Source organism: Sphingorhabdus sp. (genome assembly GCF_023910635.1).
In the GTDB taxonomy this organism is placed as follows: Bacteria; Pseudomonadota; Alphaproteobacteria; order Sphingomonadales; family Sphingomonadaceae; genus Sphingorhabdus_B.
On record NZ_JAAVVZ010000027.1, the window covers coordinates 14,298 to 31,215 of the forward strand.

Genomic DNA, 16,918 nt, shown 5'->3' on the forward strand with positions numbered 1-16,918 from the left:
TAACATCTTGCTTTTATTTATCTTTGTAAAAGTGTTTAAAAATCTTCCGTTATTTTCCTCTTTGTGATTTGCGCCTATTCTGCATCTCACGACGGTGGATAATGTTGGCGTCGTCGCGACATCCCCCAATTAGGTCCTGACTCCATTGCGCTTCGAGATACGCGCAACTTATGTGTCTGTTTTAGAGGCGTGTGGCTTAGCGCCGCTTTGCACCAAGTTGTCTGGCGATGATTTGGGCGTTCTTCTGACCCTGCCGCCACGCGCCACCAACGGTCACAGCAAGAGAATCATCACCGCCATCACCTGCGAAAAACAGACGATCTTCAACTGATTGAGAGTAGATCTTCCGCGCATTCGCGTGGCCCACCGTCTGGTGGGGGTAAGAGCCTAAGGCGAGGGGGTCACCCTGCCAATTGGTCGAGCTTAATGCTTGCACGCGCACCTGTGATCCAATCACGTTTTTGAGTAGGTCCATGGCAAAGGCCTCGAGCGCAGCAGCGCCTTCCCCGTGCAGGGCGCGCGATACAGGTCCCGGTATCAGGGCCGTAATCATCTGTTTGCTCGGGTCAACAAAGAGGGCATGGTATTGGCCTTGCTGGATATGGCTATTGGAGAGAGCATATTCGGGCAAGTCTGGCATGGGCGCGGGCAGAACCATGGCCACTTTTTCGAGGGCACCCATGGGCAAATTGGAAAGGGCGGTTTGTTTGTCGCTAGGTAGGGCAGGGTCAAACCGGATTGCACCAGACGCCAAAACGCCGGTGGGCACCGTGATGATGACCTTTCGAGCGGTCACCTGCCCAAAGCTTCCGATAGCGGTCACGCCGTGTGCACCATCCCAGCGCAGTGTCGAAACGGGGCTGCTCAGGCGAACTTCCAACCCATTGGCCAGGCCTAGTATGAGAGGCCCCATGCCGCCTGTGGGGATTAGGTCTTCGCCCGCTTCAAGATTGTAATAGCCTTGCAGCGAGACGAGGCTTGGGTCCTCGCCCATTTCCACGGCAAAGATATTGGCCACATGGCGCTGTGCAGGGGTAGGATTGGGAAGGGTTGCACCCAAGGCCCGATCATTGATGCGGGCAAAGGGCAGAAGTTGACGCATTTCCCAGGCTACAAACGCCTCTTTCGCGTCCTTCCACGATGGATTGTTAATAGGTGCGCCTTGATTGAAGATGTTGGCATTTTCAAAGCTGCTCTCGACGAGGCCAATGCCTGCTTCCCGCGCCAAAGGCACCAAGGGGTTGGTGGCTTTATTATGCAGCCAATAGGGGCCGCGATCAAACGCTCGACCCAAAGTTTGGGTATCGGTCAAAACGCGACCACCGATCCTGTCTCTTGCTTCGAAAATGATAGTTCGAACGCCAGCGGCTTTAAGCTGACGCGCCGCCGATATGCCTGCCACGCCCGCGCCGATAATGATCACATCGGTATCGGTGACTGTGCTGGCACGGACCGAAAAAGCCACGGTTGAAGCTGCAAGGCCCCCGATTAGGGTGCGGCGATTAATGGCGGTCATTGGCCTCTCTCCAAAATATGATACTAATCTCGTGTTTGCAAATATGAGAATAATCTTGTATTGTCAACGCTGTTTTGATTGCGAGTTGAAATGATGACGGTTAACGCTGCGCCTAAAGCCAAAGCACCCAGCCAAGACCGTGGTCATCGCCGCGTAGGCACCCTTTTGGATGCGGCAGCAGACTTGATTCTGGTGCATGGGGCAGAAGGGCTAAAAATGGATATGGTTGCCAAGCAGGCAGCCGCCTCGCCCGGCACGCTCTACCAATTCTTTCCCAATCGCGCCGCCCTCTTAACCGCCTTGGTGGAAAGATTCGGTGCCGAGATTGAAGCGATTGCGCAAAGCAACCTGCAGCGCCAACTGGCCGTTCCACCGGGGTCAATTGAGCGGGCGGCCCGCGATTTTCTCGAACCATTTTTGACCTTTTATGAAGCCAATCCTGCTTATGTGGTTCTTGCAGAAGCTTCTGACCGTGTCTTTGCCGGGACAGGCTATACCTTTGGCGAAGATGACCAAGTTGCCCTTAACCTGCGGCAGGCGCTGCAACCCTTCATCGCGTCCGCCCATCAAACTCGGCTCGAGACAGTGTGCAAACTTGTGATCACGACCGCGCATGCGGCCTTCTCGGCGGCTATTAAGCTTCCACCGGCCGCTAAAGACGATTGGCTGGCAGAGCTCGACGCCCTGATTATTGGCTATCTGCGCGGGCTGGGCTGACGCGGTGTAGGCGTCGAAAGGAGAATCGCAGCGCCGTGTTCCAATGCCCCAATTTCGGTCCCACCTATCGCGCACGCACCCAAGTGACCAATTTCATATTGCCTATGACCCTTTTCCCCTTCGGCTTTTGCTGGCCCCATGTGTAGAGGATGTTATCGTCGCCCGACTTAACCCGGGGGTGCAGATGGGTGCAGGCGGCATTATGCTGACGTAGACATGGCAATTTTAGGGAGAAGGCAAAATGTCGGAAATCTATCCTGTTTCGGATGATTGGAAGAAAAAGGCGTTTGTCACGGCGGACGGTTACAACGCTGCTTATGCCCAATCGGTCAGTGATCCGGATAGCTTCTGGCGACAAGAGGCCAAGCGCCTCGACTGGATGACACCATTTACCAAAGTGAAGAATACCAGTTTTCACGAAGCTGATTTCGGCATCAAATGGTTTGAGGGTGGCGCGTTGAACGTCTCTGCCAACTGCATTGATCGGCATTTGCCCGAACGCAAAGATGACATCGCCATCATCTGGGAAGGCGATGATCCGTCGCAGCAACGGCGGGTCACTTTTGGCGAGCTGCACGCCGAAGTATGCCTGATGGCCAACGCCTTGAAGGCTTTAGGCGCACAAAAGGGCGACCGCATCACCATCTATATGCCGATGATTCCCGAAGCCGCGATGGCCATGCTCGCCTGCACGCGCATTGGGGCAATCCATTCTATCGTATTTGGCGGCTTTTCGCCTGAAGCGCTTGCGGGGCGGATTCAGGATTGCGATTCCAATATTGTCATCACGGCGGACGCTGGCATGCGTGGCGGGAAGCTGGTGCCGTTGAAGCAGAATGTGGATGCGGCGCTGACGCATTGCGCGTCGGTCAAGGCGTGCCTTGTGGTGCGCCATGTCGGAAACGACATCGTCATGCAGGGGGGGCGCGATGTCTGGTATCAAGATGTCCGCATGGGTGTCCCTAGCGATTGCGCGCCCGAAATCATGGGCGCAGAAGACCCGCTGTTCATATTGTACACGTCGGGGTCCACCGGAAAACCAAAGGGCGTGTTGCACACAACCGGCGGGTATCTGGTATGGGCAGCGATGACGCATCATTATGTGTTCAACTATATGCCGGGCGAAATATATTGGTGTGCCGCCGACATTGGCTGGGTCACTGGCCATAGCTATGTCGTGTATGGCCCGCTCGCCAATGGTGCGACGACCGTTATGTTTGAAGGGGTGCCTAATTATCCCGACCACAGCCGGTTTTGGCAAATTGTTGACCGCCATCAGGTCAATATTTTCTACGGTGCGCCCACGGCCCTGCGATCACTCATGCGTGAAGGCGATGCGTGGGTGAAGAAGACCTCGCGCAGTTCGCTGCATTTGCTGGGATCGGTCGGGGAACCGATAAATCCTGAGGCATGGGAATGGTATTATCATGTCGTCGGCGAAGGCCGCTGCCCCATCGTGGACACCTATTGGCAGACCGAAACCGGCGCGACCATGATGACACCTTTACCGGGCGCGCACGCGTTGAAACCGGGCGCAGCGTCAAAGCCGATGTTCGGCGTGCAGCCGGTGCTTGTCGACGGCGACGGCACATTGCTGGAAGGCGCGACCGATGGCAATTTGTGTATCGTCGATAGCTGGCCGGGTCAGATGCGGACTGTGTGGGGTGATCATGAACGGTTTTTCCAAACTTATTTCACGACCTATCCCGGAAAATATTTCACTGGCGATGGATGTAGGCGAGATGCGGACGGTGATTATTGGATTACGGGACGGGTTGACGACGTGATCAATGTTTCGGGCCACCGCATGGGCACTGCCGAAGTCGAAAGCGCTCTCGTTGCCCATGCCAAAGTCGCTGAGGCGGCGGTTGTCGGCTTCCCGCACGACATTAAAGGGCAGGGCATTTACGCTTATGTTACGCTCAATGCGCATGAGGTGGAGTCAGCGGACATACGGGCTGACCTCATCAAATGGGTGCGCCATGAAATCGGCCCGATCGCAACGCCAGATGTCATCCATTTTGCCCCAGCTTTGCCGAAAACGCGGTCCGGAAAAATAATGCGCCGGATATTGCGAAAGATTGCCGAGGGGGATGTGTCTAATTTAGGAGATATCTCCACCCTCGCGGATCCGTCGGTCGTGGACAATCTGGTGCAATCAAGGTCCACCGCCGCATGACGGGCAACATCCTGATCGCAGAATTGACCCGGGACCACATGCGCCGCGTTCGGCATTTTGACGGATGATATCACCGCAGCTTGCATGGCGGACATTTTTTTAAGAGGATGACCCTGAAGGCTTCGTAGCATGTATCTTGAAGGTAGCGCGCGCCGCGTAAATCACCCCAGCTTTAGGCTGTTCCGCGTGTGAGCAGCCTGACCGGTACAGGGGCGATGCTTGGCGCTTCGCCTTTGAGCGCGGCGATTAACGCTTTGACCAGCATTTCGCCTGCTTGAACATAATCCTGCTCAATTGTTGTCAGCGGCGGCTGCGCATAAGCGCCCATCGCGATTCCATCAAACCCGATGACGCGCACATCCTTGCCTACGGCAATATCATGCTCGTCCAGCGCGCGCATGGCACCCAGCGCGATAAAATCATTCGCACAGAACAAGCCGTCGAACGCAATTTTGTCCCGGATGAGGCCCTGGACTGCGGCATAGCCTTGGTCTTCACGCACGGCGTTTTCGGGGAGCGGTGGGCAAATGGGCTGCATAGCCTTGGCCGACATGTGCGCCATATAGGTTGTCAGCCGGTCCTGAAACTGGGGCTGCTCGCTATGGGTGGGACCAATATAGGCAATATGTTTACACCCCTGTTGCAACAAATGGTCAATGGCCAGTCGTGCGCCTTGCACATTGTCGCTTTTGATCGAAATCAGGTCTTCTTTGCTGGCGCCCCAGCAGATCATCGGCGTTTTGTGCCGGGCATATTCGCCGAAAAACTGCCAACCTGCGATATTCTGACCGCTGCCAATGACGATGAGGCCATCGGCCTGTCGGCTGCCGGTGTAATTGGCAAAGAAATTTGCTGGGGAATCCTGAAATGAGATGATGAGATTATAGCCGCGTTCGGCGGCTGATGCCGCAATGCAGCCCAATAAAGACAGATAAAAAGGGTTTATTCGCGCTCTATTTTCACCCTGCCGACACAGGATGACAAGCGCGATCGAATATGTCTGCTGCGTGCGCAGGCGAAGGGCGTTGTGGTCAACCGAGTAATTGAGTTCGTTTGCGAGCGCGACGATGCGCGCACGCGTGGTTTCATTGACTTTCTTATCCCCGCGCAAGGCACGTGACACCGTGGGCTGCGATACCCCAAGCATGGCCGCAATTTGATGTGCGGTAATTCGTCCCTCTTTACCCATGCAGTGTGTTTAGCACTGGCAAGCGGTCAAGTCACGCAGTGAGGGCCGTTTCGGGCGCAACAAATGCAAGGTTGAGGCTTTCCGCAACGGCTTGGCTGGTTACTTTACCCTGATGCACGTTCAAACCCGCCAGCAAGCCGCGTCCGGTTTCTGTGCTGCTGTCCAGCGCCACAACGCCCTTCTGCGCAAGCGCTAGGCCATAAGGCAGGGTCGCGTTGTTGAGCGCGGCCGCGCTGGTCTGTGGGACGGCACCTGGCATGTTTGCAACGCAATAATGAATAATGCCGTCAACGACATAGGTGGGTTCGGCATGCGTGGTGGGGCGCGATGTTTCAAAGCAACCGCCCTGGTCAATAGCGACATCGACCAAGACCGCACCGGGCTTCATCCGCTTCAGCATTTCGCGGGTCACAAGGCGTGGAGCGCTTGCACCCGGAATAAGCACTGCGCCAATGACGGCGTCGGCAATGCTGATTTCATGGTCGATGGTTTCAAGCGTCGAATACCGCGTGCGTACCCGTCCGTTGAACATCTCATCGAGTTGGCGCAGGCGCGGGATCGAACGGTCAACGATGGTGACCTCCGCGCCAAGGCCAACGGCCATCCGTGCCGCATGCGTGCCAACAACGCCGCCGCCCAATACCGTGACGCGGCCAGCCGGAACACCGGGGACGCCGCCGAGCAATATGCCTGCGCCACCTTCGCTGCGGCGCATGGCTTGGCCAGCGGCTTCAATCGCGAGGCGACCGGCAACTTCGCTCATGGGTGCCAATAGGGGTAGGGCGCCACGATCATCGGTCACGGTTTCATACGCAATGGCGGTGCATCCGCTGGCGATCAGGCCCTTTGCTTGCTCTGGATCGGGTGCAAGATGTAAATAGGTGAAGAGCAATTGGCCGGGGCGAAGCTGCACCCATTCGCTTGGTTGAGGCTCCTTGACCTTAACGATCATGTCGCAACGCGCGAAAATTTCCTCCGCTGTTGCGGCGATTTCTGCCCCGGCGGCGCGATAGGCGTCGTCATTTGCCATGATGCCTGCGCCCGCGCCTGATTGCACCACCACCTGATGACCAGCGGCCACATATTCGCGCACGGCACCGGGGGTTAGGCCAACGCGATATTCATGAACCTTGATTTCGCTCGGGACGCCAACACGCATAATTTTTGCTCCTAAATATAAGTTGATAAAGATTAGCATTGTCGTGATGCCGAAACTCCGCAAAGATTCGACTTATCTGGACATTTGATGCATATATTCGTCGTATTTCTCGTATTGGATGAAAATAATATGCAACTTGATCGGGCGGACCGTAAATTATTGGGTGCGTTAGTGACAAATGGCCGCGCGACTCAGATGGAACTGGGTGATGCCGCTGGACTATCCCCAAGCGCGGCGGCGCGTCGGCAAAAAGCGTTGGAAGATGAAGGCATATTGCGCGGCTATCGTGCCGACGTGAACTTACGCAAATTGGGGTTAGGGGCGACTGTGATGGTGACAATCACCCTCGACAGCCAAAGCGAGGAGGCGATGGCTGCGTTTGAGGCTGCGGTTGTCAACAGTCCGTCGACCATCCGGTGCCACCTCATGAGCGGGCGGAATGATTATCTGCTGGTCGTGCGTGCCGCATCGATCGAGGATTATGAAATCATCCACCGGCAGGAAATTGCCCGCTTGCCCCGGGTCGCGCGGATCGAAACCGCATTTGCGTTGCGCGAAGTGGTAAACCGAGCCGTTCCTCCGCGACTTTTTGACACATAACACAGCTATAACATGGCTTAGAAAACGATGAGGTCATGAATTCCTGTGGAACTTGTCCGCAATAATCCTGTTTCAGTGTCAGGAAACGGAGATTTGCCATGGGAAGAACAGTTGGTATCAGCATTGGCGGTTTGATTTTGCTCGTCGTGGTCGTCGCAATTTTATTCTGATCCGGTCCTGCCCCTAGTTCGCTGATATCAGTGTCTTGTCTCAGACGGTGACTGTGACTGTTTTGTCACATCGCTTAAAAAGGACAATGGCATTGGCACAAAATTGCTTGCTTGGCGCACGCTTTGATGTTTGTGTGCAGTTGCACAATAAAGCTCTGGCAAAATAAATCTGACCATTGCGTGGGCAAATAGATTTAGCGGGAAGAGAACGGCATCTGCCGATAACGGCGCAGTGCGCGGATATCGGCCTAGTATCTACTGTACCTAAGAAGGGGTAAAATTATGCGTAATTCCATTTTGAAGCTGGCAAGCATGAGCGTCGCTATAAGCGCGATAGCAATGTCGGCACCTGCCTTCGCGCAAGAAGCAGATGAAGAAGCGGCTGGCCCAATCACCCTGACGGGCGGCGTGGCTGTTGTATCTGACTATCGGTTCCGCGGCGTTTCGCTTTCCGATAAGGACTTTGCAGTCCAGCCATATCTGACCGTAAAGCACGAATCCGGCCTGTACGTCGGTGCTTGGGGCTCCAATCTCTCCGAAAACGCAGGGGACGATGTTGAGGTTGACCTTTACGCCGGTTTTGCCGGTGGCGAAGACATGACATATGACATTGGCGCGACTTATTATCTCTATCCGGGTGTTTCGGGCCTCAATTATGTTGAATTCACTGGAAAGCTTGGTTCAACCTTTGGCCCGGCAACCGTCGGTGTGCAATTGAGCTATGTCCCAAGTCAGGATAATACTGGCAATGACGACAATATCTATTTTGGCACAAACGCTACCATCGCGCTGCCAAATTCCCCCATTTCGATTGTCGGATCAATGGGCATAGAAGATGGCGCGTTCACCGCTGGTAGCGAAAAAGTTGATTGGTCACTTGGCCTGACCGCCGCTGTTTCCGGTTTTACACTTGGCGCCTCTTATGTCGACACCAACCGCCGGACGATCTTCGCCCCCAAGGATAGCTCGGCTGGCGTTGTGTTCTCGGTAAGCTACGGCTTCTGATTCCGCTTCAAATGTTTTCGGCCCTGCAAAAACGCGGACTGGTGTAAAAAAGACATATGCCGGGCTTGACCTTTCAAGTCCGGCATGCGCTTATCAGTATTCCAAAAAACTGGTGAAAAACAATGTCTGTCAATCTTGCGAATTGGATCGCTGAGCACAAAATCGATGAGGTTGAGTGCATCGTCCCCGACATTAACGGCGTGCAGCGCGGCAAGGTTCTGCCTGCGAAGAAGTTCCTGTCATCTGTCCGTGACAAATCGCTGCGCATACCGGGCAGTGTTTTCATCTGCACTATTGATGGCCATTATCCCGAAGACATTGCGGACATTTGGGACAAGGATCCGGACAAAATCTTGATCGCTGATCCCGACACAATCTGCGTCGCGCCGGGCTTCAAATCACCGACTGCTTTCGTGATCGCTGATGTGCTGCATGGCGACGGAAGCGAGGTCGAAATCGCCCCGCGCACGATATTGAAAAAAGTACTCAACATGTATGCCGAGCGTGGGTGGAAGCCCATTATAGCACCTGAGGTCGAGTTTTACCTTGTGAGCCAAAATGTCGACCCCGACTTTCCATTAGTGCCGCCTACCGGCTCCAGCGGACGCGCAGAAACCGCAAGCCAGCCTTATGGGTTGGAGGCGATGAACGAATATGAGGACATTATCGACCACATCTATGATGATTGTGAGTTGATGGGCCTCGATATCGACACGATGATCCACGAAATGGGTGCAGCGCAGCTTGAGGTCAACTTCATTCATGGCGACCCGTTAAAGCTGGCGGACCAAGTGTTTCTGTTCAAGCGCACCGTCCGCGCAGTTGCCAAACAGCATGGCGTTTATGCCACCTTCATGGCGAACCCGATGGCAGGACAGCCCGGCAGCGCAATGCATATCCACCAATCGGTGGTTGACGCTGAAACTGGCAGAAACCTTTTCTCCAACGCCAATGGCAAGGACAGTGCTTTATTCCGCAGTTATATAGCGGGTCTCGTGAAGTTCATGCCGCAGATATCGCCGCTCTGGGCGCCTAATGTGAACAGCTTCCGCCGGATGCGGCCCGATAGCGCCGCGCCCATCAACGTCCAATGGGGCGAGGACAATCGAAGCTGCGGTTTCCGCGTGCCAATTTCGGACAAGGCCAACCGCCGCGTTGAAAACCGCTTGCCGGGCGCAGACTCCAACCCCTATCTCGCGATGGCGGCGTCGTTGGTCTGCGGCTATATTGGTATGGTGGAGCGGATGGTTCCTGCCAAGGCCATCACCGGCAGCGCCTACAACCGCGCCCGCACCTTGCCCCGCACGTTGGAGGCCGCGTTGGACCGGTTCAGCGCCTGCAAGCCAGTGCGCAATCTGCTTGGAGAAGAGTTTTTCGACATCTTCTACGCGGTCAAGGATTATGAATTGTTCAATTACCAGTCGGTGGTCTCAAGCTGGGAACGCGAGCATTTGTTATTGCGGGTGTAACGTGAATCGCGTTTGCACATCGCTCTTTCATCGTCATGCTGAACGACTTTCAGCATCCATTTCGCAAAGCCGACCATCGCCTTTTGCTGATAAATGGACCCTGGAACGCCAGTCACCAGAGGTGAAACAAGCTCTGGGTGACGAATGAAAATGAGCGGGTCGAGTGACCTCAACCAAAGTTATTACGCCGCGACCGCACAAGCTTGGGAAACGCAAGCTGCGTTGGCTTCTACAGAAGACTGTGACGTAGCCGTTATTGGCGGAGGATTTACTGGCCTCTCCGCCGCGCTGGCCTGTGCCGAAAAAGGCCTTTCGGTTATATTGCTTGAGGCCCAGACCATTGGCTTTGGTGCATCTGGCCGCAATGGTGGTCAACTCATCCCTGGCCTGCGTTGGTCGATGCAGGAAATCGACGCAGAGTTTGGCCGCGAACGCGCGCAGGCTATATTCGATTTGGCTTATGGCGCGGTCGACCGGGTCAAGTACCGGATCGCCGAGCACCATATTCAGTGTGATGCAAAAGCGGGGCATTTGGAAGCGGCCTACAGGCCAGCGCATTTCGATGCGATGCGGCGCGATGCCGCATTTTTGGCACAGCATTTTGGTTGGGAGGCGCAGATTGTCCAGCCACAGGATATCGGGCGCCATATCAACGGCGGTGGTTATCACGGCGGTATTTATGACCCCCAAGGCGGGCATTTCCATCCTTTGAATTACGCGCTTGGGCTTGCACAAGCGGCGCAAAAGGCTGGCGTGCGGATATATGAAAACACGGCGGCCCAAACACCTGTCGATACAGGAACGCAACTCGAGATACGGGCAGGGGCAGGAACTTTGACCGCTAAGCATGTCATCATGGCAGCCGACACTTGGACGGGGGGTATCGCGCCGGAATTGCGTAGCTACACCGTCCCAATCATGAACTATAATATCGCGACTGCGCCGCTGCCTGATGCCGACCAGTTACTCCCCAGCGACGCGGCGGTGGCGGACTGTCGTTATGTGTTGAATTATTTCCGCCTCTCTGCTGACAAGCGCCTCATTTTCGGCGGTGGTGAAAAATATGTGCAGACGCCACCTAATGACATTGGCGCGTTTGTGCGTAAGCACATTGCTGAGGTGTTTCCTTCACTCGCTGATGTTCCCATCGATTATGCCTGGGGTGGAGCCGTTGGCGTTACCATGAACCGGCTGCCGCATATGGGGCGCAAGGGAAAACTGTTTTACGCCCACGGTTTTTCTGGCCATGGCGCGCTGGTCACGACGCTGGCGGGGGAATTGATGGCAGAGGCGGTGGTTGGCACAATGTCACGCTTTGATGTTTTTGCAAACTTACCGCACAGTCGCTTTCCCGGCGGAAAATGGCTCGCGCGGCCGTTGGCGACGCTTGGGTTGCTCTATTATGCGATGCTGGACCGTTTATGATCGACCGCCAAGCCATAAGCAACATGCGCGAACGCGAAGTCGCGCGCTTCATCGCGGCAAACCCGAAATCCAAGGCGCAGGCAGAAAAGGCGCAGGGCTGGTTCCAAGGCGTTCCGTTTCATTGGATGCTCGATTGGTCCACCCCATTCCCGATCGTCGCTCAGGCGGCTTCTGGCGCGACGCTGACGAGCATTGACGGGCAGGTTTTTGACGACTTCTGCCTTGGCGATACGGCGAGCATGTTTGGCCACTCACCAGCGCCGCTGGCCAAAGCCATAACCGAACAAGCAGGCCAAGGTTTAAGCTATATGCTGCCCACCGCGAAGGGCGCGGAATTGGGCAATATGCTCGCCGACATGTTTGGCCTGCCGCAGTGGCAAGTGACAACAACAGCGAGTGAAGCCAACCGCGCCGTCATTCGTTGGTGCCGCGGAATGACGGGACGCGACAAGATTTTGGTCTTCAACGGCTGCTATCATGGCGCGGTCGATGATGTTTTCGTTGACTTGCGTGATGGCCGCGCCGTCAACCGGCCAAGCTTGATAGGGCAAGTGCAGGACTTGCTGCCAACGACCGTTACAATCGAATTTAACGATGTGGACGCGCTGACGACCGCTTTGCGCGGTGGCGACATCGCCTGCGTCTTGGCCGAACCGTTGATGACCAACATCGGTATGGTGCGCGATGCGCCGGGGTTCCTGAGGGAATTGCGCCAGCTATGTGATCAAACCGGCACGATTTTGGTGCTGGACGAAACGCATACCATTTCATCCGGCTATGGCGGACACAGCAACACGCATGGCCCACAGCCCGACATACTGGTCGTAGGTAAATCCATCGGCGGCGGTGTGCCGTGCGCGGTTTACGGATTTACGGCGGAGATTGCCGAACGGATGGCGGCGCTGAATGCGTCGCGTCCACCGGGGCATAGCGGCATAGGCACGACCTTATCGGCCAATGCGCTTGCTATTACCGCGATGCACGCGATGGTGGGGCAGGTGATTACGCGAGATGCTTATGCCCACATGCTTTCGATTACCGACAGGCTGGTGGCGCAATTGAACGCGGTGATTGCCGCGCATAGGCTGGATTGGCATGTCAGCCATGTTGGCGCGCGCGTTGAATTGGTCTGTTCGGCCACCCCGCCGCGCAATGGTAGTGAAGCGCGCGCAGTGATGGACCATGAACTGGAAAGCACGATCCACCTGTATCTCGCCAATCGCGGCATCTTGCTCGCGCCATTCCATAATATGATGCTGGTCAGCCCGATGACGCAAGCCGCGCAGGTTGACCGCCTCGCGGCAGAGTTGAACAATGCGCTGACTGGGCTATTAGCATTTGAAAATTCGGGCGGACGGAAGTGACATCATGACAATCAAACGAGCTATATCATCAGCGACCATCGCGCCGCGTAGCGAGGCAGAGGCGTTTTTTGCGACGCATCCTGATATCGATTCTATCGAGATGATCTACACCGACTTTGGCGGCGTCCCGCGCGGCAAGCGCCTGCGCCAGCATGAGGTGTTGTCCGTCTACGAAATCGGCCGCTTTTTTCCCGGTTCCATCGCTGTGGTCGATATCACCGGGCAGGACACGGTCGAAACGGGTCTGGTTTGGGAAGATGGCGATGCCGACCGTTCGATGAAGCCAATTCCCGGCACGTTGGTCCGCACCCCTTGGGCGGGGGACAATGCGGCGCAATTCATGGTCGATTTTTATGAACTGGATGGCCAACCGCACGACCTTGACCCGCGCCATGTCCTTGGCCTTGTCGTGGACCGTTTTGCCGAAATGGGCCTGACGCCCGCTTTGGCGGTGGAGCTTGAGTTTTACTTGCTGGATCCAAAGCGCGCACGCGATGGGTCCATCCGTCCAGCGCGGCCAGAATATAATAATGAAACCCCGCAAATGGTTGAAGTCTATGGCCTGCGCGAGCTCGACGATTTCCGTCCCTTTTTCGACGAATTATACGAAAGCTGCGATATTCAGGGGCTTCCGTTGGAATCGGCGATATCCGAATTTGCGCCGGGCCAGTGCGAGTTGACCTTGCGCTACAAGCCCGATGTGCTGCGCGCCTGTGATGATGCGATCATGTACAAACGCGTCGTGAAGGCGGTGGCGCAGGCGCATGGGCTTGAGGCGACGTTCATGGCAAAGCCATTTGCCGGACAAGCTGGCTCCGGCATGCATATTCACGTGTCGATGAACGACAAAGACGGCAATAACCTCTTCGCCGCCGACGATCCCGAAGGCACGCTTATGTTACGCCATGCAATAGGCGGGATGATCGCCAGCGTTGGCGATTGCTTCGCGCTTTTTGCGCCGCATGCGAATAGCTACCGCCGGTTTAAAGCAAACAGCTACGCGCCGGTTGCCCCCACTTGGGGCGTCAATAATCGCACTGTATCCTTCCGTATTCCGGCCGGTCCGCCATCAAGCCGCCATGTCGAACATCGCGCCTGCGGGGCCGACGCCAACCCATATCTTGCGGTGGCGGGCGTATTGTCGGGCATGCATCATGGTATCACAAACCAGATTGACCCCGGCCCAGCGGTTGTGGGCAATGGCTATGATCGTGACGGGTCAGGCGATGACAAGCCGCCAAGCAATTGGTTTGCCGCAGTCGACCGGTTCCATGGCTCCAAATTGCTACGGGACTATCTGGGCGACCGCTTTGTTGACATGTTCACCATCGTAAAGCGCGTGGAGCAGGACCGCTATTTCGGACAAGTGCCCAGCATTGATTATGATTGGTATTTGCGCAACGCTTAGGTTCAGGATCACTTAAATCCATTTTGACGCCTCGAAGGCGAATTTAAGCGTCCCTGACTCTAAGCTTTTCCGTTGAAGCAATGCAGGCGCAATGCTAGCGGCACGAAGGGATCGCTTGTCGATTCCGACCACAAGGAATAGCATGTCTGTAGATAAAGATACCGTGAACAAAATCGCACGGCTTTCGCGTATCGCGATTAGCGATGCTGAGGCTGACAAGATGGTCGGCGAGCTCAATGGCATTTTGGCCTGGGTGGAGCAATTGGGAGAGGTCGACGTCACCGGCGTCGAGCCGATGACGGCCGTCATCCCCAATAAGCTGCGCCTACGCGATGATGTTGTGACCGATGGCGATGTGCGCGACAAAGTGCTCGCCAACGCACCAGCCAAGGAAGGCAGCTTCTTTGGCGTGCCGAAGGTGATTGAGTGATGGAACGCCACTTGACTTCCTACCCTTCCGTCACCCTGAACTTGTTTCAGGGTCTATCCATCCTTTCAAGCTCTGGTCGTGCTGCACGATGGATGCTGAAACAAGTTCAGCATGACGGAGTGGTCGAATGAGTGAGCTTACAAAACTCGGGGTAGCTGCGATCCGCTCAGGCGTCGCCGCTGGTGATTTCTCGGCTGTTGAAGTGGCCGAAGCCTTCAACTCTAACGTCGCTAACGCAAAAGCGCTCAACGCCTTCATCGTGGAAACACCCGAAAAGGCTATCGAAGCCGCTCAAGCCGTCGACGCCGACCGTGCGGCAGGCAAGCCGCTCGGCAAAATGGCTGGTGTGCCGATTGGCATGAAGGATTTGTTCTGCACCCAAGGCGTGCAGACAACCGCGGCAAGCCATATATTGGAAGGCTTTGTGCCGACCTATGAATCGACCGTCTCTGCGAATCTTTGGAACGCTGGGGCAGGGATGCTCGGCAAGCTGAACATGGACCAATTCGCGATGGGTTCTTCGAACGAGACGAGCTATTTCGGCAATGTCATTTCGCCGTGGCGTCGCAACGACGGCAGCAATGCCGCATTAGCGCCCGGTGGGTCGTCAGGCGGTTCGTCATCCGCCATTGCCGCGCGTTTGTGCCCTGCAGCCACCGGAACCGACACAGGCGGCTCGATTCGCCAGCCTGCGGCCTTTGTGGGCATTAGCGGTATCAAGCCAACCTATGGCCGTTGTTCGCGCTGGGGCGTTGTCGCCTTTGCCAGCTCCTTGGACCAAGCTGGCCCTATGGCGCGCGACGTGCGCGATTGCGCGATCATGTTGGAGGCGATGGCGGGTTTTGACCCTAAGGATTCGACCTCGCTCGATTTGCCTGTGCCTAATTGGGAGGCTGGCCTGAACAGCGACCTGAAGGGCAAGCGTATCGGTATTCCACGCGAATATCGCCTCGACGGCATCGACGAAGATATCGCCAGCATGTGGGACAATGGCATCGCCTGGTTGAAGGATGCAGGCGCACAAATCGTGGACATCAGCCTGCCGCACACCAAATACGCGCTGCCTGCTTATTATATCATCGCCCCTGCAGAAGCGTCATCGAACCTTGCGCGCTATGACGGTGTGCGCTTCGGTCTGCGCGACTTGCCGGAGGGTGCTGGCTTGCAAGACATGTATGCCGCGACCCGCGCCGCTGGCTTTGGCGAAGAAGTCCGCCGCCGTATCATGATCGGCACTTATGTGCTAAGCGCCGGTTTCTACGACGCCTATTACACACAAGCGCAAAAGGTCCGCGCCTTGATCGCGCGCGATTTTCACAACGCATGGGTAAGTTGCGACCTCATCCTCGCGCCAACCGCACCAAGCGCGGCGTTCGGATTGGGTGAGAAAAACGCTGACCCGCTGTCCATGTATCTGAACGACGTGTTCGCTGTGCCTGCCTCGCTGGCTGGTCTGCCCGCAATGTCCGTTCCCGGCGGCCTGAGCAAAGAAGGCTTGCCATTGGGGCTTCAGATTATTGGTAAGGCGCTGGATGAACAGGCGGTGTTGAATGCCGGCCTTGCGATTGAGCAGCGTTCAGAATTTACGGCGGAAGCCGGAGAGTGGTGGTGATGGGCCTCACTGGCGCAGAAGAATGGATCGCTTGGGGAGGAATCGTAGTTCCGCTTATGGCGTTAGCCTATTCTGCCGTGACCTATAGTTTAGCGAAACGACAAGAAGTTCATCACCAGCAATATCAGCGCTTTTTTCAAATTATGGACCATTTGGGACAGCAAGGTGGCAGCATCGCGTCAAAAATGGCGGCTGCGTACGAGCTAAGGAAATATCCTGAATACTCGGAGGTAATCATCAATATCTGCGAGAAGGCGGATATTAGAGGAGCTGCATCCGACATGCTACGAGAAGAAATGCTGGCAACTGCCGAACATTTGAAAGCAAGAAGATGAGTGAATACCGCATCCAAGGAAACAGCGGCGCATGGGAGGTCGTGATTGGCCTTGAGGTCCACGCGCAGGTCACGAGCCATTCCAAGCTTTTTTCGGGCGCATCGGCCGAGTTCGGTGCGGAGCCGAACAGCCATGTTAGTCTTGTCGACGCGGCCATGCCGGGCATGTTGCCCGTGCCCAACCGCGAATGCCTGCGTCAGGCCGTGCGCACGGGCATGGCGATCAATGCGCAGATCAACCGCTGGTCACGCTTTGACCGCAAGAATTATTTCTACGCCGATTTGCCGCAGGGCTACCAAATTTCGCAGCTCTATCACCCGATCGTGGGTGAGGGCGAAAT

The 16,918-nt window shown here is 55.9% G+C and carries 14 protein-coding genes and 1 pseudogene; 12 read left to right on the forward strand and 3 right to left on the reverse strand.

The annotated features are described in order from the left end of the window. Positions 1-196 precede the first annotated feature (196 nt). Positions 197-1,516 carry an FAD-dependent oxidoreductase gene (locus HEQ34_RS12475; RefSeq protein WP_296200937.1) on the reverse strand — a complete coding sequence of 440 codons (1,320 nt, stop codon included), beginning with the start codon at positions 1,514-1,516 and terminating at the stop codon, positions 197-199. 93 nt (positions 1,517-1,609) lie between these two features. Here HEQ34_RS12475 and HEQ34_RS12480 point away from each other — a divergent pair, with 93 nt between their 5' ends. Both HEQ34_RS12480 and acs read left to right on the forward strand, forming a co-directional pair. Next, a complete protein-coding gene (locus HEQ34_RS12480) occupies positions 1,610-2,233 on the forward strand; it encodes a TetR/AcrR family transcriptional regulator (protein WP_296200977.1) in 624 nt (207 codons plus the stop codon). Between the two features lie 241 nt (positions 2,234-2,474). Next, the gene (gene acs, locus HEQ34_RS12485; protein WP_296200942.1) at positions 2,475-4,412 is read left to right on the forward strand and encodes an acetate--CoA ligase; all 1,938 of its coding nucleotides are present in this window, start codon (positions 2,475-2,477) and stop codon (positions 4,410-4,412) included. A gap of 172 nt (positions 4,413-4,584) precedes the next feature. Here the strand turns inward: acs and HEQ34_RS12490 are convergent, their stop codons facing one another. Then, complete coding sequence (locus HEQ34_RS12490) at positions 4,585-5,601, reverse strand: LacI family DNA-binding transcriptional regulator (protein ID WP_296200946.1); 1,017 nt, start codon at positions 5,599-5,601, stop codon at positions 4,585-4,587. Positions 5,602-5,632: 31 nt separating this feature from the next. Then, entirely contained in the window at positions 5,633-6,760 is a 1,128-nt protein-coding gene (gene ald, locus HEQ34_RS12495) for an alanine dehydrogenase (RefSeq protein ID WP_296200949.1), read from the reverse strand. 87 nt (positions 6,761-6,847) lie between these two features. Here ald and HEQ34_RS12500 point away from each other — a divergent pair, with 87 nt between their 5' ends. The 10 genes and pseudogenes from HEQ34_RS12500 to gatB all read left to right on the forward strand — a co-directional run. Beyond that, positions 6,848-7,360 (forward strand): Lrp/AsnC family transcriptional regulator, encoded by a 513-nt coding sequence (locus tag HEQ34_RS12500; RefSeq protein ID WP_296200952.1) that lies wholly within the window; start codon positions 6,848-6,850, stop codon positions 7,358-7,360. A gap of 452 nt (positions 7,361-7,812) precedes the next feature. After that, positions 7,813-8,535, forward strand: a complete 723-nt coding sequence (locus HEQ34_RS12505) for a TorF family putative porin (RefSeq protein ID WP_296200954.1) — start codon at positions 7,813-7,815, stop codon at positions 8,533-8,535. Between the two features lie 122 nt (positions 8,536-8,657). Continuing rightward, positions 8,658-10,004, forward strand: coding sequence for a glutamine synthetase family protein (locus tag HEQ34_RS12510; protein ID WP_296200956.1), 1,347 nt, complete (start codon positions 8,658-8,660; stop codon positions 10,002-10,004). 150 nt (positions 10,005-10,154) lie between these two features. Next, a complete protein-coding gene (locus HEQ34_RS12515; protein ID WP_296200958.1) occupies positions 10,155-11,429 on the forward strand; it encodes an FAD-binding oxidoreductase in 1,275 nt (424 codons plus the stop codon). Then, complete coding sequence (locus tag HEQ34_RS12520; protein ID WP_296200961.1) at positions 11,426-12,793, forward strand: aspartate aminotransferase family protein; 1,368 nt, start codon at positions 11,426-11,428, stop codon at positions 12,791-12,793. The genes HEQ34_RS12515 and HEQ34_RS12520 overlap by 4 nt, the downstream gene beginning before the upstream one ends. 4 nt (positions 12,794-12,797) lie before the next feature. Next, complete coding sequence (locus tag HEQ34_RS12525) at positions 12,798-14,201, forward strand: glutamine synthetase family protein (protein ID WP_296200965.1); 1,404 nt, start codon at positions 12,798-12,800, stop codon at positions 14,199-14,201. Positions 14,202-14,343: 142 nt separating this feature from the next. Further along, positions 14,344-14,631 (forward strand): Asp-tRNA(Asn)/Glu-tRNA(Gln) amidotransferase subunit GatC, encoded by a 288-nt coding sequence (gatC, locus tag HEQ34_RS12530; RefSeq protein WP_295492228.1) that lies wholly within the window; start codon positions 14,344-14,346, stop codon positions 14,629-14,631. A 127-nt stretch (positions 14,632-14,758) separates the two neighbouring features. Further along, a complete protein-coding gene (gene gatA / locus HEQ34_RS12535) occupies positions 14,759-16,243 on the forward strand; it encodes an Asp-tRNA(Asn)/Glu-tRNA(Gln) amidotransferase subunit GatA (RefSeq protein WP_296200970.1) in 1,485 nt (494 codons plus the stop codon). Beyond that, positions 16,237-16,578: a hypothetical protein gene (locus tag HEQ34_RS12540; RefSeq protein ID WP_296200972.1), complete on the forward strand. Its 342-nt coding sequence runs from the start codon at positions 16,237-16,239 to the stop codon at positions 16,576-16,578. Before gatA ends, HEQ34_RS12540 begins: the two co-directional genes overlap by 7 nt. Further along, a pseudogene (gatB, locus tag HEQ34_RS12545) lies at positions 16,575-16,918 on the forward strand (Asp-tRNA(Asn)/Glu-tRNA(Gln) amidotransferase GatCAB subunit B); the annotation flags it as partial. The gene HEQ34_RS12540 and the pseudogene gatB, both read left to right, overlap by 4 nt.

What these genes read in the sequence shown, in the direction of transcription:
- HEQ34_RS12480 (WP_296200977.1), top strand. Translation starts at nt 1,610, where the DNA reads ATGACGGTTAACGCTGCGCCTAAAGCCAAAGCACCCAGCCAAGACCGT.
- acs (WP_296200942.1), top strand. Translation starts at nt 2,475, where the DNA reads ATGTCGGAAATCTATCCTGTTTCGGATGATTGGAAGAAAAAGGCGTTT.
- HEQ34_RS12500 (WP_296200952.1), top strand. Translation starts at nt 6,848, where the DNA reads ATGCATATATTCGTCGTATTTCTCGTATTGGATGAAAATAATATGCAA.
- HEQ34_RS12475 (WP_296200937.1), bottom strand. Translation starts at nt 1,516, where the DNA reads ATGACCGCCATTAATCGCCGCACCCTAATCGGGGGCCTTGCAGCTTCA.
- HEQ34_RS12520 (WP_296200961.1), top strand. Translation starts at nt 11,426, where the DNA reads ATGATCGACCGCCAAGCCATAAGCAACATGCGCGAACGCGAAGTCGCG.
- gatA (WP_296200970.1), top strand. Translation starts at nt 14,759, where the DNA reads ATGAGTGAGCTTACAAAACTCGGGGTAGCTGCGATCCGCTCAGGCGTC.
- ald (WP_296200949.1), bottom strand. Translation starts at nt 6,760, where the DNA reads ATGCGTGTTGGCGTCCCGAGCGAAATCAAGGTTCATGAATATCGCGTT.
- HEQ34_RS12490 (WP_296200946.1), bottom strand. Translation starts at nt 5,601, where the DNA reads ATGGGTAAAGAGGGACGAATTACCGCACATCAAATTGCGGCCATGCTT.
- gatC (WP_295492228.1), top strand. Translation starts at nt 14,344, where the DNA reads ATGTCTGTAGATAAAGATACCGTGAACAAAATCGCACGGCTTTCGCGT.
- HEQ34_RS12515 (WP_296200958.1), top strand. Translation starts at nt 10,155, where the DNA reads ATGAGCGGGTCGAGTGACCTCAACCAAAGTTATTACGCCGCGACCGCA.
- HEQ34_RS12505 (WP_296200954.1), top strand. Translation starts at nt 7,813, where the DNA reads ATGCGTAATTCCATTTTGAAGCTGGCAAGCATGAGCGTCGCTATAAGC.
- HEQ34_RS12510 (WP_296200956.1), top strand. Translation starts at nt 8,658, where the DNA reads ATGTCTGTCAATCTTGCGAATTGGATCGCTGAGCACAAAATCGATGAG.
- HEQ34_RS12525 (WP_296200965.1), top strand. Translation starts at nt 12,798, where the DNA reads ATGACAATCAAACGAGCTATATCATCAGCGACCATCGCGCCGCGTAGC.